At 74.5% G+C, this 23,253-nt stretch carries 25 protein-coding genes and 1 pseudogene; 14 read left to right on the top strand and 12 right to left on the bottom strand.

The genetic code is table 11. From position 1 onward, the window contains the following. The 8 genes and pseudogenes from BLT39_RS21080 to BLT39_RS21045 form a co-directional block, all read left to right on the top strand. Positions 1-441 (top strand): annotated as a pseudogene (locus BLT39_RS21080) (cytochrome ubiquinol oxidase subunit I); the annotation flags it as partial. 63 nt (positions 442-504) lie between these two features. Beyond that, a complete protein-coding gene (locus BLT39_RS21075) occupies positions 505-1,518 on the top strand; it encodes an SDR family oxidoreductase (RefSeq protein WP_091068983.1) in 1,014 nt (337 codons plus the stop codon). Positions 1,519-1,579: 61 nt separating this feature from the next. Beyond that, positions 1,580-1,894 carry an EthD family reductase gene (locus tag BLT39_RS21070; RefSeq protein WP_091068979.1) on the top strand — a complete coding sequence of 105 codons (315 nt, stop codon included), beginning with the start codon at positions 1,580-1,582 and terminating at the stop codon, positions 1,892-1,894. A 131-nt stretch (positions 1,895-2,025) separates the two neighbouring features. Next, complete coding sequence (locus BLT39_RS21065) at positions 2,026-2,586, top strand: DUF6308 family protein (RefSeq protein ID WP_242658597.1); 561 nt, start codon at positions 2,026-2,028, stop codon at positions 2,584-2,586. A 4-nt stretch (positions 2,587-2,590) separates the two neighbouring features. Beyond that, positions 2,591-3,547 (top strand): SDR family NAD(P)-dependent oxidoreductase, encoded by a 957-nt coding sequence (locus BLT39_RS21060; RefSeq protein ID WP_091068975.1) that lies wholly within the window; start codon positions 2,591-2,593, stop codon positions 3,545-3,547. A gap of 15 nt (positions 3,548-3,562) precedes the next feature. Then, positions 3,563-4,594, top strand: coding sequence for a glutathione S-transferase family protein (locus tag BLT39_RS21055; protein WP_091068972.1), 1,032 nt, complete (start codon positions 3,563-3,565; stop codon positions 4,592-4,594). Then, entirely contained in the window at positions 4,575-5,651 is a 1,077-nt protein-coding gene (locus BLT39_RS21050; protein ID WP_131801533.1) for an NHL repeat-containing protein, read from the top strand. Before BLT39_RS21055 ends, BLT39_RS21050 begins: the two co-directional genes overlap by 20 nt. A 40-nt stretch (positions 5,652-5,691) precedes the next feature. Next, positions 5,692-6,729 carry a hypothetical protein gene (locus tag BLT39_RS21045; protein WP_091068966.1) on the top strand — a complete coding sequence of 346 codons (1,038 nt, stop codon included), beginning with the start codon at positions 5,692-5,694 and terminating at the stop codon, positions 6,727-6,729. Positions 6,730-6,995: 266 nt separating this feature from the next. On the opposite strand, the gene BLT39_RS21040 is transcribed toward BLT39_RS21045, so the two are convergent. Then, positions 6,996-7,616 carry a hypothetical protein gene (locus BLT39_RS21040; protein WP_091068963.1) on the bottom strand — a complete coding sequence of 207 codons (621 nt, stop codon included), beginning with the start codon at positions 7,614-7,616 and terminating at the stop codon, positions 6,996-6,998. A gap of 103 nt (positions 7,617-7,719) precedes the next feature. Here BLT39_RS21040 and BLT39_RS21035 point away from each other — a divergent pair, with 103 nt between their 5' ends. After that, positions 7,720-8,547, top strand: a complete 828-nt coding sequence (locus BLT39_RS21035) for a DUF1206 domain-containing protein (protein WP_091068961.1) — start codon at positions 7,720-7,722, stop codon at positions 8,545-8,547. Positions 8,548-8,550: 3 nt separating this feature from the next. After that, positions 8,551-9,471, top strand: a complete 921-nt coding sequence (locus BLT39_RS21030; protein ID WP_242658596.1) for a DUF1206 domain-containing protein — start codon at positions 8,551-8,553, stop codon at positions 9,469-9,471. On the opposite strand, the gene BLT39_RS21025 is transcribed toward BLT39_RS21030, so the two are convergent. After that, positions 9,444-9,911, bottom strand: coding sequence for a hypothetical protein (locus BLT39_RS21025; protein WP_131801532.1), 468 nt, complete (start codon positions 9,909-9,911; stop codon positions 9,444-9,446). The two genes, BLT39_RS21030 and BLT39_RS21025, sit on opposite strands and share 28 nt — an antisense overlap. A gap of 42 nt (positions 9,912-9,953) precedes the next feature. Further along, a complete protein-coding gene (locus BLT39_RS21020) occupies positions 9,954-11,168 on the bottom strand; it encodes an HNH endonuclease (RefSeq protein WP_242658595.1) in 1,215 nt (404 codons plus the stop codon). 237 nt (positions 11,169-11,405) lie between these two features. Here BLT39_RS21020 and BLT39_RS21015 point away from each other — a divergent pair, with 237 nt between their 5' ends. Further along, a complete protein-coding gene (locus tag BLT39_RS21015; protein WP_091068954.1) occupies positions 11,406-12,023 on the top strand; it encodes a GOLPH3/VPS74 family protein in 618 nt (205 codons plus the stop codon). A 69-nt stretch (positions 12,024-12,092) separates the two neighbouring features. Continuing rightward, positions 12,093-12,566 (top strand): DinB family protein, encoded by a 474-nt coding sequence (locus BLT39_RS21010; RefSeq protein ID WP_091068949.1) that lies wholly within the window; start codon positions 12,093-12,095, stop codon positions 12,564-12,566. A 66-nt stretch (positions 12,567-12,632) separates the two neighbouring features. Here BLT39_RS21010 and BLT39_RS21005 read toward each other — a convergent pair whose 3' ends face one another. The 9 genes from BLT39_RS21005 to BLT39_RS20970 all read right to left on the bottom strand — a co-directional run bounded on the left by BLT39_RS21005 (position 12,633) and on the right by BLT39_RS20970 (position 22,253). Then, positions 12,633-13,961, bottom strand: a complete 1,329-nt coding sequence (locus BLT39_RS21005; RefSeq protein WP_165640354.1) for an ABC transporter substrate-binding protein — start codon at positions 13,959-13,961, stop codon at positions 12,633-12,635. 81 nt (positions 13,962-14,042) lie between these two features. After that, positions 14,043-15,224, bottom strand: a complete 1,182-nt coding sequence (locus BLT39_RS21000) for a branched-chain amino acid ABC transporter permease (RefSeq protein WP_207508285.1) — start codon at positions 15,222-15,224, stop codon at positions 14,043-14,045. Beyond that, complete coding sequence (locus BLT39_RS20995; protein ID WP_091068939.1) at positions 15,221-16,108, bottom strand: branched-chain amino acid ABC transporter permease; 888 nt, start codon at positions 16,106-16,108, stop codon at positions 15,221-15,223. Before BLT39_RS20995 ends, BLT39_RS21000 begins: the two co-directional genes overlap by 4 nt. Beyond that, on the bottom strand, positions 16,105-17,976 hold the full coding sequence (locus BLT39_RS20990) for an AMP-dependent synthetase/ligase (protein ID WP_091068936.1): 1,872 nt from the start codon (positions 17,974-17,976) through the stop codon (positions 16,105-16,107). Before BLT39_RS20990 ends, BLT39_RS20995 begins: the two co-directional genes overlap by 4 nt. After that, entirely contained in the window at positions 17,973-18,806 is an 834-nt protein-coding gene (locus BLT39_RS21910) for an ABC transporter ATP-binding protein (RefSeq protein ID WP_207508283.1), read from the bottom strand. Before BLT39_RS21910 ends, BLT39_RS20990 begins: the two co-directional genes overlap by 4 nt. Then, on the bottom strand, positions 18,803-19,585 hold the full coding sequence (locus BLT39_RS21905) for an ABC transporter ATP-binding protein (RefSeq protein WP_109502202.1): 783 nt from the start codon (positions 19,583-19,585) through the stop codon (positions 18,803-18,805). Before BLT39_RS21905 ends, BLT39_RS21910 begins: the two co-directional genes overlap by 4 nt. Positions 19,586-19,763: 178 nt before the next feature. Next, complete coding sequence (locus tag BLT39_RS20980; RefSeq protein ID WP_165640353.1) at positions 19,764-20,678, bottom strand: alpha/beta hydrolase fold domain-containing protein; 915 nt, start codon at positions 20,676-20,678, stop codon at positions 19,764-19,766. Positions 20,679-20,696: 18 nt separating this feature from the next. Further along, positions 20,697-21,020 carry an STAS domain-containing protein gene (locus tag BLT39_RS20975; protein WP_091068931.1) on the bottom strand — a complete coding sequence of 108 codons (324 nt, stop codon included), beginning with the start codon at positions 21,018-21,020 and terminating at the stop codon, positions 20,697-20,699. Between the two features lie 105 nt (positions 21,021-21,125). Beyond that, positions 21,126-22,253, bottom strand: a complete 1,128-nt coding sequence (locus tag BLT39_RS20970) for a 5-methyltetrahydropteroyltriglutamate--homocysteine S-methyltransferase (protein ID WP_091068928.1) — start codon at positions 22,251-22,253, stop codon at positions 21,126-21,128. Between the two features lie 57 nt (positions 22,254-22,310). On the opposite strand from BLT39_RS20970, the gene BLT39_RS20965 reads away from it, so the two are divergent. Both BLT39_RS20965 and BLT39_RS20960 read left to right on the top strand, forming a co-directional pair. Continuing rightward, complete coding sequence (locus BLT39_RS20965; protein ID WP_091068924.1) at positions 22,311-22,607, top strand: hypothetical protein; 297 nt, start codon at positions 22,311-22,313, stop codon at positions 22,605-22,607. Between the two features lie 139 nt (positions 22,608-22,746). Next, entirely contained in the window at positions 22,747-23,109 is a 363-nt protein-coding gene (locus BLT39_RS20960; protein ID WP_091068922.1) for a hypothetical protein, read from the top strand. Positions 23,110-23,253 lie beyond the last annotated feature (144 nt).

Below are 23,253 nucleotides of genomic sequence, written 5' to 3'. Positions count from 1 at the left end.
TTCCACGCCACGTTCCTGGTGCAGCACTGGCTGGGTGCCGAAGGCATGCCGCGCCGCTACGCCGACTACCTGCCCACCGACGGGTTCACCACCCTGAACACGATCTCCACCATCGGGTCCTTCGTGCTCGGGGCGTCGACCATCCCGTTCCTGTACAACGTGGTGAAGTCCTGGAAGTACGGGCAGCTGGCCCTGCGCGATGACCCCTGGGGCCACGGCAACTCCCTGGAGTGGGCCACCTCCAGCCCCCCGCCGCGGCACAACTTCGTCGAGATCCCCCGCATCCGCTCCGAACGCCCCGCCTTCGAGCTCCACTACCCCCACCTGCGCGAGCGGCTGGAGGCCGAGGCGCACGCCGGCGGCAAGCACGGCACCTACGCGCGCGAGGTCCTCGACGGCACCGGCACCCGTGCGGGCGCGAACGACCCCGACCCGTTCTGAGTGAACCCCCCGGCGACGGGGGTAGGCGGCCGGGGTCCAGCCCCGGCCGCCCAGGAGTCGCTCGTGCCCGAGAACCGCAGCCCCCGCACCGTCGTCGTCACCGGAGCGAGCGGGGGGATCGGCCGGGCCACCGCGGTGGAGTTCGGCCGCCGCGGTGACCGCGTGGCCCTGCTCGCCCGCGGGGAGGCCGGCCTGGCCGCGGCCGCCGAGGAGGTGCGTGCCGCCGGCGGCACGCCGCTGGTGGTGCCGGTCGACGTGGCCGACGCCGACGCCGTGCAGGCCGCCGCCGACCGCGTCGAGGCAGAGCTCGGCGAGATCGACGTCTGGGTCAACGTGGCGTTCACCGCGGTCTTCGCCCCGTTCCACGAGCTGACCGCGGAGGAGTACGCCCGGGTCACCGAGGTGACCTACCTGGGGTTCGTGCACGGCACCATGGCCGCGCTGCGCCGGATGCGTCCCCGCGACCGCGGGGTCATCGTGCAGACCGGGTCCGCGCTGGGCCGGCGCGGGATCCCGCTGCAGAGCGCCTACTGCGGCGCCAAGCACGCGGTGAAGGGGTTCACCGAGTCGCTGCTCACCGAGCTGAAGGCCGAGGGCAGCGGCGTGCACATCACCCGGGTCGACCTGCCCGGGGTGAACACGCCGCAGTTCAGCTGGGTGCTGAACAAGATGCCCAAGAAGCCGCAGCCGGTCGCCCCCATCTACGCCCCCGAGCTGATGGGCCGGGTGATGGTGCACGCCGCCGAGCACCCGCGCCGGCGGGCGTGGTGGATCGGCACGCCGACGGTCTACACGGTGCTGGGCAACGAGGTGTGGCCGCAGTTCATGGACTGGTACCTCGCCCGCAACGGCATCGAGGGCCAGCTCACCGACGAGGACGCCTCCGCCGCCGACCCGGTGAACCTGCACGAGCCCGCCGACGCCGGCCGCGACTACGGCGCGGAGGGCCGGTTCTCCGACCAGCAGTGGACCTGGGACGCCCAGATCTGGGCCAGCCGGTACCACGGTGCGGTGGCCGCGGCCGCCGGTGCGGGGCTGGTCGCGGGGGCCACGGCGCTGCTGCGCCGGCGCTCCTGACCCGTGGTCTGATGGGCCGACCCCGGGCAGCGGAGCCCGGGCCGGCCCCCGGAGGACCACCGTGACCCACCGCCTGCTCGTGACCTACGGCCAGCCCACCGACCCGGCCGCCTTCGACGCGCACTACCGCGACGTGCACGCCGGGCTGGCCAGCGCCATCCCCGGGCTGGTCCGGTTCTCCACCGGTCACCCCGCCACCATGGACGGCTCGCCGTGCCCGGCCTACCTGGTCGCCGAGCTGGACTTCGAGTCCGAGGAGGCGATGGGCGCCGGCATGTCGTCGGAGGAGGGCCGGGCCGCCGGCGCCGACGTCGGCACCTTCGCCACCGGCGGCGCCACGATGGTGCACTTCGACGTGCACGAGGTGACCGGCTGAGCTCCTTCCGCCTCCCCAGCGCCGGGCCCGACCCCATCCCGGCCGACGTCGCCGCGGCCGCCGTCGAGGGCTACCGGCACGGACGGCGTCCGCTGTGGTTCCGTCCGCCGGGCACCCGCACCGGCCGCTGGGTGGACGTCCCGGCGTTCGGCTGGGCCCGGTTCGACGAGCTGGCCGGCGGCTCCGACGACGCCGACCTGCTCGCCGCCGAGGGCCTGCACGGGCGACTGGACCCGAGCGGCTGGGCGCGGGTCGCCGACGCACTGGCCCGGCTGCGGCCGGTCGTCGACGCGGCCGTCGCCCGGGCCGCCGGCCGGGCGTTCGGCGACCTGCCCGACGACGAGCTGTCCGTGCTGGGCGAGCCGGGCACGGTCGGCGCGGCGCTGCGCACCGTGCAGCACGAGCCGGACTTCCCGCACCTCACCGCCGCCCTGCACCACCGGCACCCCGGGCTGGTGCCGCACGTCGACCGGGTCACCCGCCTGCAGCTGCTGCCGCACGTCGAGGAGGGCGACAGCGACCTGCACGCCGTCGTCCACCGGGAGCTGCGGGCCAACGCCGCCGCGTTCGCGGAGCTGTCCGCGGCGACGGGTGCGACCCCGCTGCGGCTGCACGACGTGCTGGTGTGGCTGTCCGGGTCGCTCCGGCTGACCCACGCGGTCGCCCTCGGTCGCGGGCTGGCGCAGAGTTGAGGCCATGCCGCTGATCACCACCGCGTTCGACGCCACCTCCACCGCCGCCGACGTCGTCGCCGGGCACGACCTCACCGGCACCCGCGCCGTCGTCACCGGCGGCGGGTCGGGCATCGGCACGGAGACCGTGCGGGCGCTGGCGTCGGCCGGCGCCGAGGTCACCATCGCCGTCCGCGACCCCCAGCAGGGCAACGCCGCCGCGCAGGACGTCGTCGGCACCACCGGCAACACCTCGGTCCGGGTCGCCCGCCTCGACCTGCTCGACCTGGACTCCGTCGCTGCGTTCGTCGCCGACTGGGACGGCCCGCTGCACCTGCTGGTCAACAACGCCGGCGTCATGGCGCTGCCGCAGCTCACCCTCACCGACCGCGGCTGGGAGACCCAGTTCGCCACGAACCACCTCGGCCACTTCGCCCTCACCACCGGCCTGCACGGCGCCCTGGCCGCCGCCGACGGCGCGCGCATCGTGTCGGTCTCCTCCACCGGCCACCTGGCCAGCCCCGTGCACTTCGAGGACATCCACTTCGCGCACCGCGAGTACGACCCGTGGCAGGCGTACGGCCAGTCCAAGACCGCCAACGTGCTGCTCGCCGTCGAGGCCACCCGCCGCTGGGCCGACGACGGCATCGTGGCCAACGCCCTCATGCCCGGCGGGATCATGACCAACCTGCAGCGGCACGTCTCCCAGGACGTCATCGACGGCTGGGCCCAGGCGCAGCGCGAGGGGACCGTCACCTTCAAGACCCCCGAGCAGGGCGCCGCCACCACCCTGGTCGCCGCCGTCGCGCCGGAGTTCGCCACCGGTGGGCACTACCTGGAGGACTGCGACGAGGCCCGCACCCGGGGCGCCGACGAGCAGAGCCGCACCGGGGTGGAGGCCTACGCGCTGGACCCGGACAACGCCCGCCGGCTGTGGGAGGTCAGCGAGGAGCACCTCGCCCAGCGACCCGACGCCGACTGAGCGAGGCTTGCGACCGTGAGCAACGACAAGGGCTACGTGGAGCCCGGCAAGTCCTTCGAGCGCGACACGAACTACATCACCGACCGCATCCTCGCCGACGGGTCCGAGGGGTGGCCGGTGGAGGCCGACCGCTACCGGCTCGTGGTCGCCCGGGCCTGCCCGTGGGCCAACCGCGCCACGATCGTGCGCCGGCTGCTGGGCCTGGAGCAGGCGTTCTCCATGGGCATCTGCGGGCCCACCCACGACCAGCGGTCCTGGACCTTCGACCTCGACCCCGGTGGCCGCGACCCGGTGCTGGGCTACGAGCGGCTGCAGGAGGCCTTCTTCGCCCGCGACCCCAACTACCCCCGCGGCATCACCGTGCCGGCGATGGTCGACCTGCCGACCAAGGCCGTGGTCACCAACGACTTCGCGCAGATGACGCTGGACTTCTCCACCGAGTGGACGGCGTTCCACCGCGACGGCGCGCCCGACCTCTACCCGGAGCACCTGCGGGACGAGATGGACGACGTCATGAAGCGGGTCTACACCGAGATCAACAACGGGGTGTACCGCTGCGGGTTCGCCGGGGACCAGGACTCCTACGCCAAGGCCTACGACCGGCTGTTCACCGCGCTGGACTGGGTGAGCGAGCGGCTGGGGTCACGCCGGTACCTGATGGGCGACACCATCACCGAGGCCGACGTCCGGCTGTTCACCACCCTGGCCCGCTTCGACGCGGTCTACCACGGCCACTTCAAGTGCAACCGCACCAAGCTGACCGAGATGCCGGTGCTGTGGGCCTACGCCCGGGACCTGTTCCAGACCCCCGGGTTCGGCGACACCACCGACTTCCCGCAGATCAAGCGGCACTACTACATCGTCCACGAGGACATCAACCCGACGCAGGTCGTCCCGGTCGGGCCGGACACCTCGGTCTGGCTCACCCCGCACCACCGCGAGGAGCTCGGCGGCTCCCCCTTCGGCGACGGCACCCCGCCCGGTCCGGTGGCGGCCGGCGAGGAGGTCCCGGAGTCCGAGGGCGCCGGTGGGTCGACGTCGTACTGAGCTGCTCGCCGCGACGGTGCTGCTGACCGGCTGCACCGTCGCGGGCTCGCCGTCCCCCGAGCACCGGGACGAGCCCCAGGTGTTCACGGTGCAGGCCACCGTCGACCTGCCCACGGCCACGCCGTACCCCGGCTACGAGGGCGCGTCGGCCGCGGCGGTGGGCGACGACGGCTCGCTCACCGTCCTGCTGCCCGGCGCGCCGTCCTTGCTGCTCCGCGACGGCGCGGCTCCGCTCACCCTGCCGGCGCTGGTGCCGGGCACGACCCGCGTCATCGGGCAACCCGACGGCTCGACCCTGGTCACCGGCCTCGGCGACGCCGGTCCGCTGGCGGTCCGGGTCGACCCGGCCGGCGCGGTCGCGGCCCCCGTGGTGCTGCCCGGCGACCCGGCGGGCGTGGTGCCCGACGGGCCCGACGTGCTGCTGCTGACCCCGAACGGCGGCGGCGTCGACCTGGCCCGGGCCGACGCCGCGACCGGTCAGCCGACCGGCAGCGGGCGGGTGGACCTGCCGGGGCAGGGCGCGGTCGGGCCGGTCGCGCTGGCCGTCGCCCCGGACGGGAGCCTGCGGCTGCTGGCGAACCGCGGCGACGGCATCGCCGACGGGACGGCGACGCTGGTCACCCTCGACGCCGCGTTCGTCGAGACCGGCCGGGTGGTGGCGTCCACCAGCGCGCAGCCGGGCTCCTTCTTCGCGCTCGACGTCGACGCCGCCGGCACCGCCTGGGTGGTCGTCGGCCAGCGGCTGCCGGGCACTGACACCGCCCTGCTCGAGGTCCGGCCCGGCGATACCCAGCCGCGGCGGGTCACCGCGCTGGCGGCCGAGGTCGTGGACGTCGCCGTCACCCCCGACGGCGAGCGGGTGCACCTGCTCGGCCGGGTGGACGGTCTGCCGGGCGACGTGGCCACCCTGGACACCACGGCCGGCCGCTTCCTCGGCAGCACCGACGTCTGCCGGGACGCCCGCAGCTCGATGGCCGCCTCCCCCGACCGCGCCGTGCTGGTCGTGCTCGGCGACTGCGGCTACGGCGAGGGACCGCAGGCCGCCGTCCTGCGCTGAGCGCCCGCCCTGGCGACCATGGGGCGTGCGCCGACGACTGATGACCCTGCCCGCCGCCGCGCTGCTCGCCGCCGGCTGCACCTCCTTCGCCGACGGCGCCGGCCCCGCCAGCAGCTCCACGCCGTCGACCACCACCTCGACCACGACGTCGACCTCCCCGGCCGGCCAGCTCGAGGTCGTCGACGAGACGGAGCTGGGCACCGCGGCCGACGGCGTGACCGCCGCGCGGCTGGCCGCCGAGGGCGACGACCGGGCCGTGCTGCTGGTCGGCTCACCCACCTCGACCGTCGTCACCGCGGACTCCGCGACCGCCGTCCGCGACGCCCTGCCGACCGACGTGGTGCTGGTCGACGGCGACCCGGTGGCGGCGGCGCTGGTCGCCGACCCGGTGGCCACCGGTCCCCTGCTGGCGCTGGTCCCGGTCGCCGGCAGCACCGCCGGCCCGCTGCAGGTCGACCCCGCGCAGACCGCACCGCGCGGCATCCCCGTGCTGGCCGCCGCCGGCGACGGCGAGGTGCTGCTGCTGGCCGAGGGCGAGGACCGGGTGTCCGCACGGGTGCTGGCGGTCGACCCGGTGACCGGCGCGGTGCGCGAGGAGGTCGACCTCGACCTCGGCGAGGACGTCGGTTCGGTGGAGCTGCTCGGCCTGGCCGCGACGGGGGACGGCGTGGTCGCCGGGGTGGGCGTGCACGGCGCCGACGGCACCACCACCGGCCGGCTGGTCCCCCTCGGTGCCGGCCTGCGGCCCGACGGCGAGCCGCGGGAGGTCGACGGCGAGCTGCTCGCGCTCACCGCGGACGGCACCCCGGTCACCGCCGACGAGGACGGCACCGTGCGGGTCGACGGCGAGGAGGTGAGCGGCGACCTGGGCACCCGGGTGTCCGGTGCGGCGGCCGTGGACGGGACCCCGGTGGTGGCGTTCCTGGACCAGGGCTCCCCGACCGTCGTCGTCGGCACCCGGTCGCTGCAGCTGTGCGACGGGGACGGCGACGCCCTCGCGGTGGCCGCCACCGGTGGTGGCGAGGTTATGGTGGCCGGGACGTGCGACGGCGAGGCCGTCCTGTGGACCCTGGGCTGATCAGCCCGGGCCGACGGGGTGGGGTGGGTCCGCCGCGGTGCGGGCCCACCCCTGCGGCATCAGTGCCGGGTGGTGCCGCAGTCGGTGCAGCGCTTGCGGTGGGCCTCGTTGGTGGTGGGGCAGTTGGCGCAGGTCCAGGCGCCGCGTTCGAGGGTGCGCACGGTTGTCACGGTGTACTCCGGTGGGCTCGTCGGGTGTGACGGGCACAACGCTACCGAGACGTCATGACGTCCTGATGAACTCGCGGTTGCGCGTCGGAGGCGAGCTCAGTCGCGCTGCAGGACCCCGCACCCGCCGCCGGCGCAGGCGCACCCGGTGCACGCGGCGGGCACCTCGGGGGCGGGCTGGGCGGCCAGCCGGCGCAGGGCCAGGGCCCCGGCGACGGTCATGACCCCGGCGCCCAGGACGACCACGGCGACGGCCAGGACGGCGACCGCGGCGAGCCAGGTCGCCCCGGCGAGGACCGCACCGACGGCCAGCAGGACGGCGACGGCGGCCACGGCGGCCCCGGCGACGGCCCGGCGGCGGGCGCGCACGACCAACGCGGCGAGGACGCCGGCCAGGGCCACCACGCAGGTCCAGGTGGCGACCACCGACGGGAGCAGGGCGATGACGACGGCGACCGCGCCCAGCCAGGCTGCCCCGGCGCCGAGCGCGGCCGTCGACCGGTCGACCCGGCCGGCGCGGGCGGCCCGCAGCGCGGCGACCCCGCGGACGACCGCCACGAGCCCGACCCCGCCGACCATGAGCCGCACGCCCGCGCCGGGGACCAGGACGCCGACGGCCGCGAGCGCCACCAGGACGACGCCCTGCAGGGCGGTCCACGGCCAGGACCGGCGGGCCTGCTCGGGGGCGGTGGCCGGGGTGGTGGTGGCAGCGCTCGTCACGGCACCCAGTGTCCCCCATCCGCCAGGCGGAACGGTTCCGGCTGTGCCACGCTGCCCGCAACGGGGCCGCAGTCCACACCCAGCAGCCGCACGGAGGTCCCCCATGAGCGCACAGCAGACCGCCGGCCGGGTCGCCCGGTCCGACGCGCTGGAGCACCTGGCCCGCGTCGGGCTCCTCGCCTACGGGTTGGTGCACCTGCTGATCGCGTGGCTCGCGCTGCAGCTGGCCTGGGGCGGGGGCGGCGGGTCGACCGACCAGTCGGGGGCGATGCAGACGCTGGCGTCCGAGCCCTTCGGCAAGCCGCTGCTGTGGGTGGTCGGCATCGGGCTGATCGCGCTGGCGCTGTGGCAGCTGACCGAGGTGCTGCGGTGGACCGGCGGGCTGTCCGGGTCGGGCGACGCGAAGAAGAAGGCGGTCACCGGCATCGTCAAGTGCGTCGCCAAGGTGGTCGTCTACGCCTTCCTCGCCTTCACCGCGCTGCGGTTCGCCGCGGGCGGGGGGTCGTCCAGCTCGAGCCAGCAGCAGCAGACCACGTCGGGGACCTTCGCCCTGCCCGGCGGCCGGTTCCTCGTCGGCGTGGCGGGCCTGGTCGTGATCGGCGTCGGCATCTACCAGGTGATCAAGGGCCTGCGGACGAAGTTCCTCGACGAGATCGACACCTCGTCGGCGTCGTCGCAGGAGGTCCGGGTGGTGCGGCGGCTGGGCCAGGTGGGCTACGTCGCCAAGGGCGCGGCGTTCGTCGTCGTCGGCGGTCTGCTCACCTACGCGGCGATCACGTTCGACCCGTCGAAGGCCACCGGCCTGGACGGCGCGATGCACACGATCCTGCAGGCGCCGTTCGGCCGGCTGCTCCTCACCCTGGTGGCGCTGGGCATCGCCGCGTTCGGGGTCTTCTGCTTCTTCCGCGCGCGCTACCCGCAGCGCACCTGACGCGTGGCGGAGCTGCCCCCTGCGCTGAGCCGGGCCCTGGACCGGGTGGTCGCCCGCATCCCCGACCGTTGGCTCGACCGCGCGCACGCGGCGGCCGACCACGCCCGGGAGGTCACCGACCACCCGTGGCTGGAGCGGCTGGCCCAGGTGGGACTGGTGGCCTACGGGGCGGTGCACCTGCTGATCGGGTGGCTGGCGTTCACCGTCGCCTGGCGGGTCGACCCCGACGCCGCCGACGCCGACCAGGCGGGGGCGCTGCGGACGGTGTCGGAGTCGCCCGGCGGGTTGGTGCTGCTGTGGGTGATCGGCCTCGGGCTGCTGTCGCTGGCGGTGTGGCAGGCCGGTGAGGTGCTGCGCTGGTGGACCGGGCTGCTGTTCCCCGACCGTCGGCTGCACGCCGCCTACATCTGCGCGAAGTGCGTGGCCAAGGCCGTGGTGTACGGCGCGCTGGCGGTGGTGGCGCTGGTGTTCGCGGTCGGGGCGCGCTACGACGCCACGGACAGCACGCAGGACCTGACCGACGAGCTCTTGGAGATCCCCGGCGGCGCCGCGCTGCTGGTGCTGGGCGGTCTGGTCGTGGTCGGGGTGGGCGCCTACCTGGCCTGGCGCGGCTGGACGGCCGGGTTCATGAAGGACATCGACCTGGACGCCGCACCTGACAGGTACGAGCCGACGATCGCCGCGGTGGGGCGGGTCGGCTACCTGGCCAAGGCGGTGGCCTTCGCCGTCGCGGGCGGGCTGGTGGTGTTCGCCGCGGTCACCCGAGACGTGTCGACGGCGACGGGCCTGGACGGCGCCCTGAACGCCATCGGCGACGTGCCGGCCGGCCAGTGGCTGCTGACCGCGGTGGCCGTCGGCTTCGCGGCGTTCGGCGTCTACGCCCTGGCTCGCGCCCGCTACCCCGACCGCGACCCGGCCACCTGATCCCGACCCCGCCGCGGCGGCCGCAGGGACCTCAGGGCGGCGGGGACGGCGGTGCCCATCCCGACCCGGAGGAAGCGCCCGAGGTCGGCGACCGGCCCGTGGAGCTCGGCGTCGACCTCGCGGAGGCGGTGCCACACCACGAACGCGACGCAGAAGCAGGTCATGGCGAGGACGCCGATGATCACCACCTCGACCCCGCCCGCCGGCGAGACCTCGCCGACCTGCACGCTGCCACGCCCCAGCAGCACCAGCGCCCAGACGTTGGCCGCCCAGGTGGCCGTCGTGCAGGCCACGTACCCGACCGCCAGCGCCCGCGGGAAGACGAGGTGGGCGTGCTCGGAGAGCAGTCGTCGATCCCGCAACCGGTGGAACACGACCGCCAGCACGGCGGCCACGACCAGCTGCGCGACCGTCCACCACAGTGCCCCGTCCGGTGCCACGACGCCGATCATGACCGGCCCACCCGCCGGCTCGGCAGCGACTCACTCGATGCGGGGGCCGATGATGATCTCGGTGTCGTCAGGGCGGTAGGTGCGCCATCGGCCGCCGGGGTCCCGCCAGACGCGGAAGCCGTGGTGGACCTTGCTGTGGTGGCGTTCGCACAGCAGCGCGGAGTTGGCCAGTGACGTCTGGCCTCCGTGCGCCCAGTGCACCAGGTGGTGCACCTCGGCCGAGTGGTGCGGCGCCCCGCAGCCGGCGAACACGCACGCCCGGTCCCGGGCCACCACCGCCCGCCGCAGCGCCGGGGTAACCACCCGGTGGGCCCGACCGACGTCCAACGGGGTGCCATCGGGCCCCATCACGATCCGGGACACCTCCCCGTCGCAGGCCAGCCACCGCGCGCGGGCCGCGGAGATCACCGCACCGAACCCGGTGGCCGCCGACCCCGGCCCGGCGCCCTCGGCGACGAGGTCCTGCGCGGCGATGGTGACCACCACGTGCGGCTTCACCGTCCGCAGCACCGGCAGCTCCCCCGCGGCGAGCTGGTTGTCGGCCAGCTGCACCAGGGCATCGGCCTGGCGCTGGGCGCGGGTGCGCAGGTCACCGGCGGGCCGGTCGGCCTGCACCACCGCCTCCAGCGCCGTACGGACCTTCTCCCCACCGATGGCGTCGAGGTCGAACCGGCCGCTCACGCTGCCGTCGGCGTGCCGGGACAGGGTCAGCCGCCGACCCTCGGTGGGGTCGGGCTCGGGGCCGTCGGGGTCCAGCGCGTCGGCGAACGCCCGCACCGCGACCACCAGCGACTGGTGGGGTGAGGACACCGCGACCGCGGTGAACGCCCGGTTGAAGGCACCGGTGTCGATGCCCTGCTCCTGCGCCCGGGCCCGGTCGGACTCCCCCATCGCCCCGGCCACCACGTCGACCTGCGCCGCGGTCACCGAGCCCTCCGCGAACGCCGCGGCCAGGTGCGGCACGTGACCCAGCAGCCGGGCCGCCCGCACGATCCGGGAGGCCTCGGCCGCCGACAGCCGCAGGTGCCCGATCAGCCACGACCGCATCGAGGCGAGCCCGTCGTGCTCGGCGGCCTCCGTCAGCTCCGCGTGCCGGGTCACCGCCGCGATCTGGGCATCGACCCGGTTGCGCTCGACCACCAACCCGGCCAGCAGCTCCAGCACGTCGGCGGCGGGCAGCCGGTGCAGGTCCTCGACCTCGTCCAGCTCCGGGGGGGCGTCCAGGGGCGCGTCGAGGACCGTCACCGCCACCCCTCCCACCCATTCGATCAGGTGTTCGAAGTCTACCGCGACGCGAGACGAACGACCAGCTCAGACGGGTCATGATGCGATCACGCGGAGCGCCGGCCGGGCGCGTCCCCGCAATCGTCGTGACCCCGGTGGTCGTCGCGACGTCGTCCGTCGCGCTCGCCAGGTCCGGCTTCCGGCAGGCCTACGAGCTGCCCACCGGCTGATGCGACCGAAGCTGGGTAGCCTCCGCCGGTGGAGTGGGCCACCGGAGCGACCGCGCGGGTCGCCGCGCTGGCCTGCGACCGGAAGGGCCGCCTGCTCCCCCAGCTGCTGGCCGCCGACGCCGTCCGGTGCGCGCTGGTGGTCGACCTCGCGTTGGCCGATCGGGTGGGGCTCGCCGACGACCACCTCGCGCTGGACACCACGCCGACCGGGTTCGCGCCGGCCGACGGGCTGCTGGCCGCCATCGAGGTCGAGCCCGAACGCGCCCTCGCGGGATGGTTCGGCGAACGTCGGATCGGGCTCGACCAGATCGCGGAGGCGCTGGTCGCCGACGGCGCCTGGCTGGCGCGGGACCCCCGCCTGGGCCGGACCAGGTACCGACCGGCCGACCCGGAGCGGCTTCGGCGCGACTTGCGCACCACCCTGGTCGGCCCCGACCCCGCGCCCGTCGACGCCGCCGTCGTCGCCCTGGGCCGCACGGCACACCTGGTGGGCGAGCTCCGCACGGTCGGCTACCACGTCGCCCCACCGGACGTGGCGGACGACGTGGCCGCGGCAGGCCCCCTGGCGTGGCTGCTCGCCGACGCCGTGGCGTTCCTCCTGGAGCGCCGCGCCCGCTACCGCTGGGGCGACACGGTCCTCGACTGAGCCCCGGCGCGGGTCGTCGGAACGGCACGAGCACGTGCCCGGCGCCGCCCACGACGGCAGGCTGCGGCCGTGGACACCTGGACCGAGGACCTGCGCGGCCGGCTCGACGAGCTCCTGGACGAGTACCGCGACCACCTGCGCGCGGCGGTCGACGGACTGACCGAGGAGGAGGCGCGCGCCCGGCTGGTGCCCTCGGCCACCACCCTGCTCGGGTTGCTGCAGCACGTCACCTACGTCGAGGCGGTGTGGTTCGGCCAGGCCGTCACCGGCACCCCGCTGCGCGCGCTCGGGGTGGCGAGCACCCCGGCCCGGTCCTTCGTGCTGCGCGGGGACGCCACCACCGCCTCCGTGCTGGCCGCCCACGAGGCCCGCTGCGCAGCGTCGCGGGCCGCGGTCGCCGACCTGCCGCTGGACGCCGTGGTCGACGGCCGGGGCGAGCGGACGCTGTGGGCCCTGTACCTGCAGGTGCTCCGCGAGCTGGCCCACCACGCGGGCCACGCCGACATCCTGCGCGAGCAGCTTCTCGCCGCCCGGGAGGGCTGACCCGCACACGACGACGGCCGGTCACCCCGGGGAGGGTGACCGGCCGCCGCCGGGGTGCTCAGGACGTCAGAGCTCGACGTCCTCGAAGCAGGGACCGCCGAACTCGTAGCCCTCGGCGGTCGGGCCCGCCAGGTCGGCCTCGGAGACCGTGATGCCGGTGGAGGCGTTCGGGTCCGGGGCGGACAGCTGGGTCACCCGGACGGCGGCGGAGTCCGCGCCGTCCGCGTAGTCGCCGGACCCGTCGGGCAGCATGCCCTCGTAGTCCACCGAGCCCAGGCCGGCCGCGGCCTCGTAGAGGCCCTGCCGGGTCAGGTCACCGTTCTCCGCCGCCGCCTCGAGCGCCGCCTTCAGCGGGTAGGACCACACCCAGCCGGAGGTGAAGAACTCGTTCGGGGTCGCGCCCGCGGCCTCGGCGGCCTCGCGCATGGCCTCGTGGCCCGGGGTGTCGGAGTCGAACGGCGCCCAGGGGCCGAGCAGCTGGTAGGAGGCCTGCAGCGCCGGCGCGGCCGGGCTGGCCAGCAGCGCCACGTTCCAGGTCGGCGAGGAGCCGAGGAATTTGCCGGTGAAGCCGGCGGCCACCGACTGGCCCACGATGGTGGCCATGTCGGCCGGGCCGGTCGACACGATGACGACGTCGGGCTGCTGCTCGACGATGGCGGCGATGGCCGAGGCCTGGTTGTCGGTGCCCGCGGTGGTCTCCACGTTGGCGAAGGAGACGCCGTTGGCGTCGGCGGCCACCTTGGCGCCGGCCGCGGCGTCGCCGCCGTAGTCACCGGCGTAGTGCACCGCCATGACCGACTCGGCGCCGTTGGTCTCCACCGCGTAGTCGACGCCGTTCATGGCCTCGGCGCAGTAGGTCGGGCCGGACTCCAGGATGGCGTCCTGGAACAGGTACAGGGAGGTCCACCCGGCCGGGGCGGCGACGATCTGCTCGGCCTCCAGGTCCTCCACGATGGCCGCGGTGGGCGGCGAGCCGAGGGTCTGGGCCAGGGCCAGGATGTCGGGCTTGATCTCCTGGTAGACCTGGTTGGTGACCTGCGGGTTGTACTGGTTGTCCCGCACGTACTCGGTCACGTTGATGTCGTAGCCGCCGATGCCGCCGTCCTCGTTGACGCGCTGCCAGAACGCCTCCTGGGCGGCCACGATGACCGGGCCGGCGGGGGCGAACGGGCCGACGGTGAGGTCGGACAGGGTGCCGAGGTAGATGCACCCGTTGTCCGGGTTCACCGCCTCCGGGCACGCCTCGCTGGTGACACCGACGTCGGTGGCGATGCCGCCGTCGCCGCTGCCGCCGTCGGCCGGGTCCTCCCCGCCGCCGCGGCAGCCCGCGGCGAAGACCGCGAGACCGGCCAGGCCGGCCGCCGCGACCCGCCGTCGCGTCCGTGTGCTGCTCATCAGTGGTGCTCCCTCCATGCCGGCGTCCGCCGGTCGGGCGACCCACCCGGCGTCGTCGCCGGGCGGGAGATCAGGGGTGGATCAGTACGAGAAGGGCCAGGCCTTCCAGTAGTTGCGGATCCGGATCCACAGGCCGAACAGGCCCCGCGGTTCCAGCAGCAGGAACGCGACGATCAGCAGCCCGTAGAGCAGCGTCTCCACCTGGAAGACGTTGGGCGTCTCGGTCGCCGACGAGGACAGGAACGGCAGGTACTCGGGCAGCTCGCGGGTCAGCCGCGGCAGCAGCGCGATGAAGAAGGCGCCCATGATCGAGCCGGAGATCGTGGAGACCCCGCCGATGAGCACCATCGCCACGAACTGCACCGACAGCAGCAGCCCGAAGCTCGACGGGTCGAGGTAGCCGGTGATGGAGAACAGCAGCGCCCCGGCGCACCCGGCGTAGAACCCGCTGATGACGAACGCCCGGCGCTTGACCTTGCGGACGTCGACGCCGGTCACCTCCGCGGCGATGTCGCGGTCGCGGACGGCGGCGAAGCTGCGGCCCATCGCCGAGCGCGCGATGTTGCGGCCCAGCAGCGCGAACACGCACAGCAGCACGAACATCAGCAGGTACAGCTGCTGGTCGGCGCTGAAGGACTCGGTCCGCCGGGACAGGTCGACCCCGAACAGCACCGGGTCGGCGGCCGGGCGGCCGACGCCGACGCCGCCGGTGACGGCGTCCCACTCGTTCCAGACGTGGGTGCCCAGGAAGACCAGGCCCAGGGTCACGATCGCCAGGTACAGCCCGCGCAGCCGGCTGGCCAGCGGAGCCACCACCAGGCCGACCAGTGCGGCCATCAGGCCCCCGGCCAGCAGCCACACCGGCAGGAACGTGATGCCCAGGCCGTAGAGCCGGTCGTCCTCGGGGTCACCGGAGACCACCGCGGCGGTGTAGGCGCCGATGCCGATGAAGAACGCGTGCCCCAGGCTGACCTGCCCGGCGTAGCCGGTGACCAGGTTCAGCCCGATCGCCCCGATCGCGAGCACGCAGCCGGTGGCCAGCAGCCGCAGCAGGTCGTCCTCGAGCAGGAACGGCAGCAGCAGGGCCACCACGAGCAGGACGCCGACGGCGACCTTCTTGGCGCCGGTGTTGAGCAGCGCCATGTCCTGGCCGTAGGCCGTGTAGAGCAGCGGCCGGCCCAGCGGCCGCCGTCCCTTCGCCTCCGCGGGCGCCGGGGCCGCCGCCGGGGTCTGCGACTTCGACGGTTCTCGGACGGCGGTCACACGCGTTCCACCTCTCGGGTGCCGAACAGCCCGTAGGGCCGCACGAGCAGGACGACCAGCAGCAGCACGTACGGGGAGACCAGCGAGAAGTTCTGGCCGAGGAAGGGCAGGTACTCGCCCTGGTAGGTGGCGAAGAAGCTCTCCACCAGGCCGACCAGCAGGCCGCCCACGACGGCGCCGCCGATGGAGTCCAGGCCGCCGATGATGATGGCGGGCAGGGCCTTGAGCGCGATGACCCAGGTGGACTGGTCCACGCCGCCGCCGGCGCCGACGAAGGCCCCCGCGACCGCGGCGATGCCCGCGGCCATCGCCCAGGCCAGCGCGGTCATCGACCCGACCGGGACGCCCTGCACCAGCGCGGTCTCCTGGTCCAGCGAGGAGGCCCGCATCGCCAGGCCGTACCGGCTGTACCGGAAGAAGGCGAACAGGCCCGCCCCCACCACCAGCAGGACGACGGCCATGGCGATGTAGCGCTCCTGCACCGGTAGGCCCAGCACGTCGACGGTCGACAGACCCCACGGGTCGCCGACGTTGCGCACGTCCGGGCCGATGAAGACGTTGACCACGACCCGGATGGCGATGTCCAGGCCCAGGGTGATGATCGCGACGACGAACACCGGCCGGCCGATCATCGGCCGGATGGTGGTGCGCTCCAGCCCCCAGCCGAGCATCCCGATGGCCACCGCGGCCAGCGGGACGGCGAGGTAGAACCCGACCGGGCCGGCCAGGTAGCTGACCAGCACCGCCCCGGCCAGCATGAGCGCCGGCTGGGCGAAGCTGACGACCTTGGACGACTTGTAGATGATCACGAAGCTGACGGCCAGCAGCGCGTAGACCGAGCCGAAGCCCAGCCCCCGCACCACGGTCAGCAGGACGTCCCTCACGAGCGGGCTCCCTTGCTGTACATGGACTCGACGAGGGGCGTGTAGCGCTCGGCCAGCGCGGACCGGCGGACCTTCTGGGTGGCGGTGAGCTCGCCGTCCTCGTGGTCGAGGAGCTTGGGCAGCAGCCGGAACGTCTTGATCTGCTCGACCGGGTTCAGGCCGGCGTTGACGCCGTCGACGATGCCCTGCACCAGCTCGCGCACCTCGACGCGCTCGGTGAGGTCCCGGTAGGTGGTGAAGGCGATCCGCTGCTTCTGCGCCCAGTCCCCGACCGTGTCGGGCTCGATGCCGATCAGCGCGGTCAGGTACGGACGGCGGTCGCCGATGACCACGCACTCCTTGATCAGCGGCGACACCTTGACGGCGTTCTCGATCTCCGACGGCGCGACGTTCTTGCCGCCGGCGGTGATCATGATGTCCTTCATCCGGTCGGTGATCCGCAGCCGGCCGTCCTCGAGCACCCCGACGTCGCCGGTGTGCAGCCAGCCGTCGGCGTCGATGGCCTCGGCGGTCGCGTCGGGCCGGTTCCAGTAGCCGGCGAAGGTCGCCGCACCGCGGGTCAGGACCTCGCCGGTGGTCTCGTCGATGCGCAGCTCGACCGAGTCGTGCGGCTCCCCCACCGTGCCCAGCCGGATCCGGCCGGGCCGGTTGGCGGTGGCCGAGGCGGTGTTCTCGGTCATCCCGTACACCTCGTGCACCGGGACGCCGAGACCCATGAAGAACCGCAGGACGTCGACCGACACCGGCGCCGCGCCGCAGCCGGCCCAGCGCACCCGGCGCAGGCCGAGCCGGTCGCGCAGCGCGCGGACCACCAGCACCCACGCGATGCCGTGCAGCACCCGGCTGCCGGCCGTGTGCCTGCCACCGTTGGCCTCCATCGCCGCGGCGACCTTCGCCGACAGCCGCAGGCCGAGGTTGCCGACGTTGCGCTTGAGCGTGCTGGCCGCGGACTGCTTGACCTGCACGGTGGCCAGCAGCTTCTCCCAGATCCGCGGGACGGCGAAGAAGAAGGTCGGCTGGATCTCGCGCAGGTTCTCCGGCACCGTGTCGATGGACTCGGCGAAGTTGACCTGGATGCCCGTGGCGGCGTTGTTCCAGGTGGTGAAGATCCGCTCCGCGACGTGGCACAGCGGCAGGTAGGACAGCGACAGGTCCTTCGGGCCGGCGGGCGGGTCGAGCAGCCCGGCCGGGCCGGTGAGCGCGGTGACGGTGGCCTCGACGTTGCCGACGGTGAGCATCGCGCCCTTGGGCGCCCCCGTCGTCCCCGAGGTGTAGATCAGGGTCATCAGGTCGCCGGACGACGTCCGGGCCATCTCCTGCTCGACGGCACCCGGGTGGGCGGCGCGGTGCGCGCGGCCGCGCTCGAGCAGGTCCTCCCAGAACAGCAGCCGGGCGTCGGTGTAGCGGCCGCGGATGCCGCGGGGCTCCAGGTAGAGCAGGTGCTCCAGCGCCGGCAGCTCCGCCGAGACCTCCAGCGCCTTGTCCAGCTGCTCCTGGTCCTCGGCGACGAGCAGCCGGGCGCCGGAGTCGCGCAGCACGTGCACCACCTCGGCCGGCGGGTTGGTCGGGTACAGCCCGACGGTCACCGCCCCGACGGCGACGGCGGCGAGGTCGGCGACCAGCCACTCGCGGCGGTTCTCCGACTGGATGGCCACCCGGTCACCCCGCACGACGCCCAGGTCCAGGTAGGCGTGCGCCACGTCCAGGACGTCGTCCCAGTACTGCGACCAGCTGGTCTCCCGCCACAGGCCGCGCTCCTTGGACCGCATCGCCACCCCGGTGGGGGTCTCGCGGGCGCGGTCGCGGACCCGGGTGACGACCGTGGTGGTCGCGGTGCCCCGGGTGCTCGGCTCGGTCGTGGTGGTCATGCCGGCGTCCCCTCGTCGACGGTCTTCTTCTTGCGCCGGCCGCCGGTGTCGTGGTCCTCGCCCAGGTAGGCCTTGATCACGTTAGGGTCGCGCTGGACCTCGGCCGGGGTGCCGGTGGTGATGGGGACGCCGAAGTCGACGGCCATGATCCGGTCGGCCAGGTCCATGACCAGGCCCATGTCGTGCTCGACCATGAGGATCGACAGGCCCAGCTCGTCGCGGATGTCGACGATGAACCGGGCCATGTCCTCGGTCTCCTCGAGGTTCATCCCGGCCACCGGCTCGTCCAGCAGCAGCAGCTTGGGCTCCATCGCCAGCGCGCGGCCGAGCTCCACCCGCTTCTGCACGCCGTAGGGCAGCAGGCCGACGGGGAAGCGCCGGTAGGACTCCAGCTCCAGGAAGTCGACGATCTCCTCGACCGCGGCGCGGTCGGCCAGCTCGCTCCTCCGGGCCGGACCGAGCCAGGCCATCGCGGCGAACATGCCGTACCGCACCCGGTGGGCGCGGCCGAGCATGAGGTTGTCGACGACGGTCAGGTTCTCGAACAGCTCGATGTTCTGGAACGTGCGGGCCATGCCCTTGGCCGCGATCCGGTTGGGACGCTGGCCGAGGATCTCCTCGCCGAGGAAGCGGACGGAGCCCTCCTGCGGCCGGTACACACCCGACAGCACGTTGAACACCGAGGTCTTGCCGGCGCCGTTGGGGCCGATGATGGCGAACAGCTCGCGCTCGCCGACGGTGAAGGTCGCCCCGTTGATCGCGGTGACGCCCTTGAACCGCAGGGTGACCCCCTCGACCTCGAGCACGGGGGACGGGGACGCGTGGGTCACGACAGCCACCTCTTCCGGCGCTTGTAGTGCTTGACGTCGCGGAAGCTGCGCTCGCCCTCGGCGCCCAGGCCCAGGTAGAACTCCTGGATGTCGGAGTCGTCGAGCAGCTCCTGCGCGGGCTTGTCCATGACGACCCGGCCGGTCTCCAGCACGTAGCCGTGGTCGGAGATGGACAGCGCCATCGAGGCGTTCTGCTCCACCAGCAGGACCGTCGTCCCGCCCTCGTTGATCTGGCTGATCAGGTCGCGGATGCTGCCGACCAGCTGCGGGGCCAGCCCCAGGCTGGGCTCGTCGAGCAGCAGGTAGCGCGGGGAGCTCATCATCGCCCGGCCCATCGCCAGCATCTGCTGCTCGCCGCCGGACAGGTAGCCCGCGGCCTGGGTCCGCCGCTCCAGCAGCCGCGGGAACAGGTCGTAGACCCGCTCCAGGTTCGCGGCCCGCTCCTTCGGGCGGGTGTGCGCCCCGACGCGGAGGTTCTCCTCGACGGAGAACTCGCCGAACACCCGGCGGCCCTCCAGCACCTGGCTGATGCCGCGGGCGACGACCTGCTGGGGGTCCAGGTGGTCGATCCGCTCGCCGTCGAGGGTGATCTGGCCGCGGGTGACCGCGCCGTGGTGGATGTCCAGGAGGCCGGACAGCGCCCGGAGCAGGGTCGTCTTGCCGGCGCCGTTGGCGCCCAGGAGGCCCACGATCTTCCCGTCGGGGACCTCGAGGCTCACCCCCCGGAGCACCAGCACGACGTCGTCGTAGACGACCTCGAGGTTGCTGACTGCGAGCACGTGCCGCCCTTCGACGCTGGAGGTTGCACCGGTCAACGTCCGTGACCCACGTCACGGACATCGCGTGATCGGCGACACTAGGTGCCAGCTGTGAGGCAGGGGAAGAGACGCGGCCCGTTCCGGCATCCGGAGGGGTGTTTCGTTATGCGCCCGTGATCGACGGGCCGCTGCGTCCGGCTCAGCCGAACGCCGGCAGCCTCCGCGCCGCCGCCAGCACCCGGTCGAGGGCGACGGCGCACCCGTCGTGCAGCGCGACCAGGTGGGCGAAGCCGTGCGGCACCCCGGGCAGGTCGAGCGCGGTGACCGGCACCCCGGCGCCGGCGAGCGCCGCGGCGTAGGCCCGGCCGGGGTCGCGCAGGGCGTCGAGCTCGGCGGTGGCCACCAGCGCGGCGGGGAGCCCGGCCAGGTCCGGCGCCTCCAGCGGACTGATCCGGGGGTCGGTGAGCGGCACCCCGCGCGGCACGTAGCTGCGCGTGTAGAAGCCCATGTCCGACAGGGTCAAGAACGGGCTGGCGCCGTACGCCTCGACCGAGGGCCAGTCCGCGCCGGCCGACACCGAGGGGTAGAGCAGCAGCTGGGCGGCCGGCTGCGGGCCCCCGGCGTCCCGCAGCTCCCGGCAGGCGACCGCCGCCAGGTTGCCGCCGCCGCTGTCGCCGGCGACCACCACCCGCGCGGGGTCCCCCGCGTGCGCCAGCGCCCAGCGCACCGCGGCCACGGCGTCCTCGACCGCGGCGGGGAACGGGTGCTCGGGCGCGCGGCGGAACTCGACCGCGAGGACGACGGCCGACAGCCCCGCGGCCAACCGTGCGGCCAGCCCCCCGTAGCCGGCCGCCGTCCCGACGGTCCAGCCGCCCCCGTGCAGGAGGACGACGGTGGCCCCACCGGCGCCGGGCGGGTCGTACCGGTCGGCAGTCAGCCCGTCCCCGAGGTCGACCCGGGAGACGGGGACGTCGGGGGCACCGGCCAGGCCGCGGGCGAGCAGCCGGTCGAACCGCTCGCGGGCGGCGTCCAGCCCCACCTCGCGGGCGGGCGGGGTCAGCAGCGGGCCGAGCTCGTCGGCCAGCGCGGTCAGGTCCGGGGGCAGCGTCGCCACCCTGCCCATCCTGCCGGGTCAGGCGCGCAGGCCCGCCCGGTGCAGCAGCCGGTCCACCCCGCCGTGCGGGCCGGCCAGCACGCTCATCGAGCGGCCGGACCCGGCCGCGGTCGCCTGCGCCTCGAGCAGCGGGTGCAGCCCGGGGACGGCGAGGAAGGGCACCGCGGTGAGGTCGACGACCAGCCCGCGCACCCCGGTGCCGGCCAGCACGGCGGTCAGCGCGACGCGCAGCTCGTCGGCACTGGCGGTGTCGACCTCGCCGACGACGCCGACCGGCACGACGCCGTCGACGGGCTCCCCGACGACGATGCGCAGGGCGGGGCTGGACAGGGCTGCCGACATGGGCACTCGTCTCGGGGGACGGCGGGTGGGCCGGCGCCCGTGGTCTCGATCGCCGAGGTAGAACTTATGGCACGGTCACGTTCCGCGTCCAGCCCCGGCGTCCCGTCAGCCCCAGACGTCCCGGGCCACCGCCACGACCAGCTCCAGCTTGGCGACCTGGTCGTCCAGGGTGAGCGCGTTGCCCTCGACGGTGGAGGAGAACCCGCACTGCGGCGAGAGCGCCAGCTGCTCCAGCGGCACGTACCGGGCGGCCTCGTCGATGCGCCGCTTGAGGTCGTCGGCGTTCTCCAGCTCCGGCCGCTTGGTGGTCACCAGGCCCAGGACGACGCGCTTGCCCGGCGGGACGAACCGCAGCGGCTCGAACCCGCCGGAGCGCTCGTCGTCGAACTCCAGGAAGAACCCATCGACCTCCAGCCCGCCGAACAGCGCCTCGGCCACGAAGTCGTAGCTGCCCTCGGCCGCCCAGGAGGACCGGAAGTTCCCCCGGCACAGGTGGGTGGTCACCGTGAGCCCCTCGGGCCGGCCGGCCAGCGCCGCGTTGATCTGCCGGATGTAGCGCTCGTGCTGGTGCTCGGCGTCCCGGCCCTGCGCCGAGAGCTGGGCCCGCTGGGCGGGGTCGTTGAGGTAGGCCAGCGAGGTGTCGTCGAGCTGCAGGTAGCGGCAGCCCTGCGCGGCGATGCCCTGCACCTGCTGCCGGTAGGCCGCCGACAGCGCGTCCCAGAACGCGTCCTCGTCCGGGTAGACCGCCGGGTCCACGGCCGCCGCGCCGCCGCGGTAGTGGACCATCGACGGCGAGGGGATGGTCAGCTTGGCGGTCTGGCCCGGCTGCACCGCGCCCTGCAGGTAGGCGAAGTCGTCGGCGAAGACCGGCTCGTCGATGGACAGCGGTCCGGTGACCCGCAGCCCGGCCGGGGTGAAGTCGAGCGAGCCGTCGGCGTTGCGGAAGTGGACGGTGATGTTCTCCTCCACCTTCTCGATCCCGCCGATCGAGTGGATGAAGTCCATGTGCCAGGACGCCCGCCGGAACTCCCCGTCGGTGGCGGTGTGCAGCCCGACGTCGGCCTGCAGGCGGACCACCTCGTCCACCGCCGCGTCCTCCACCGCGCGCAGGCCCTCGGCGTCCAGCTCGCCGGCGGCGAACCGGCCGCGGGCCTCCAGCAGGTGCGGCGGGCGGAGCAGGCTGCCGACGTGGTCGGCGCGGAACGGCGGGCCGTCCGGGGTGGGGGTGCTCATCCCCCGATCCTGGCCCAGCCCACCCCCGGCCGCGAGACCGCGCGGATACTCGCAGCCATGAGCAAGCGCGTGCAGGTCGGGGCCCTGGTCTGGGTGCTGGCGACCGTCGGGGCGTTCTTCCTGGACCCGATCCTGGGCAGCGCGGTGCTGCTGTTCGGCGGGGTGCTGGTGGTGGTCGGCCACCTGGCCAGCCACTGGGGCGAGGGCACCACGTTCGAGGAGCGGGAGATGGCCCGCGCCCGGCGCCGACGGACCCGGTACGAGGCCAACGCCGGCAAGCGCGCCAAGGACCGCGAGCGCTGGGAGGCCGGCAAGGCCCGCAAGGCCGCCCGGGAGGCCCGGAAAACCGGGTGACGGACGGCGGCGACCGCCCTAGCGTCGCCGCCATGGGTTCCCTGCTGCTGTTCGGCTGACGTCCGCCGAACCCCTCGCCCGACCGACCGACCGGGCAGCAGCACGCCCCTGCCCGGACCACCCCCGTCCGGAGGTCCCCATGACCCATCCCCCCGCTGCCGACTCCCCCGCCGGCACCGCCCGCGCCACCCTGCCCGAGGACGAGCGCGAGGGCTTCGACCGCCTCGCGCACGCCGTGGCCGCCGCCCGCGGGAAGGCGCTCGGCGCCGTCCTGCGCGGCCAGCTGCCCGGCGTCGAGGGCGTCCGCTGGCTCCGGTCGGAGGGCCTGCCCCCGACCGCCCGCGCGGCCGACCTCACCCCCGGCCAGTGGTTGTCGCTGCACGCCACCTGGCTGCGGCTCGAGGACACCCCGCACGCCGGCGTGCCCCGGCGCGGAGGGGGCAAGGCCGACAGCAAGCACGGCCACGCCCCCGGCGCGCAGGCCGCCCCCCGCTGGTTCTGACCCCGCCGGGGCGAGGGAGCCCACACCCCCCGGATCCGCTCCCTCCGTGGGGGAAGGGATCCCTCGCCCCGGCGGGTCAGGAGGGAGTGGGGTGTGTGTCACCTGCGGTCACACACACCCCCTACCGGCGGGTAGCATCCGCCG

The sequence above is a fragment of the Klenkia brasiliensis genome (assembly GCF_900100695.1).
Lineage (GTDB): Bacteria > Actinomycetota > Actinomycetes > Mycobacteriales > Geodermatophilaceae > Klenkia > Klenkia brasiliensis.
This window is presented reverse-complemented; position numbering and strand designations above follow the sequence as displayed.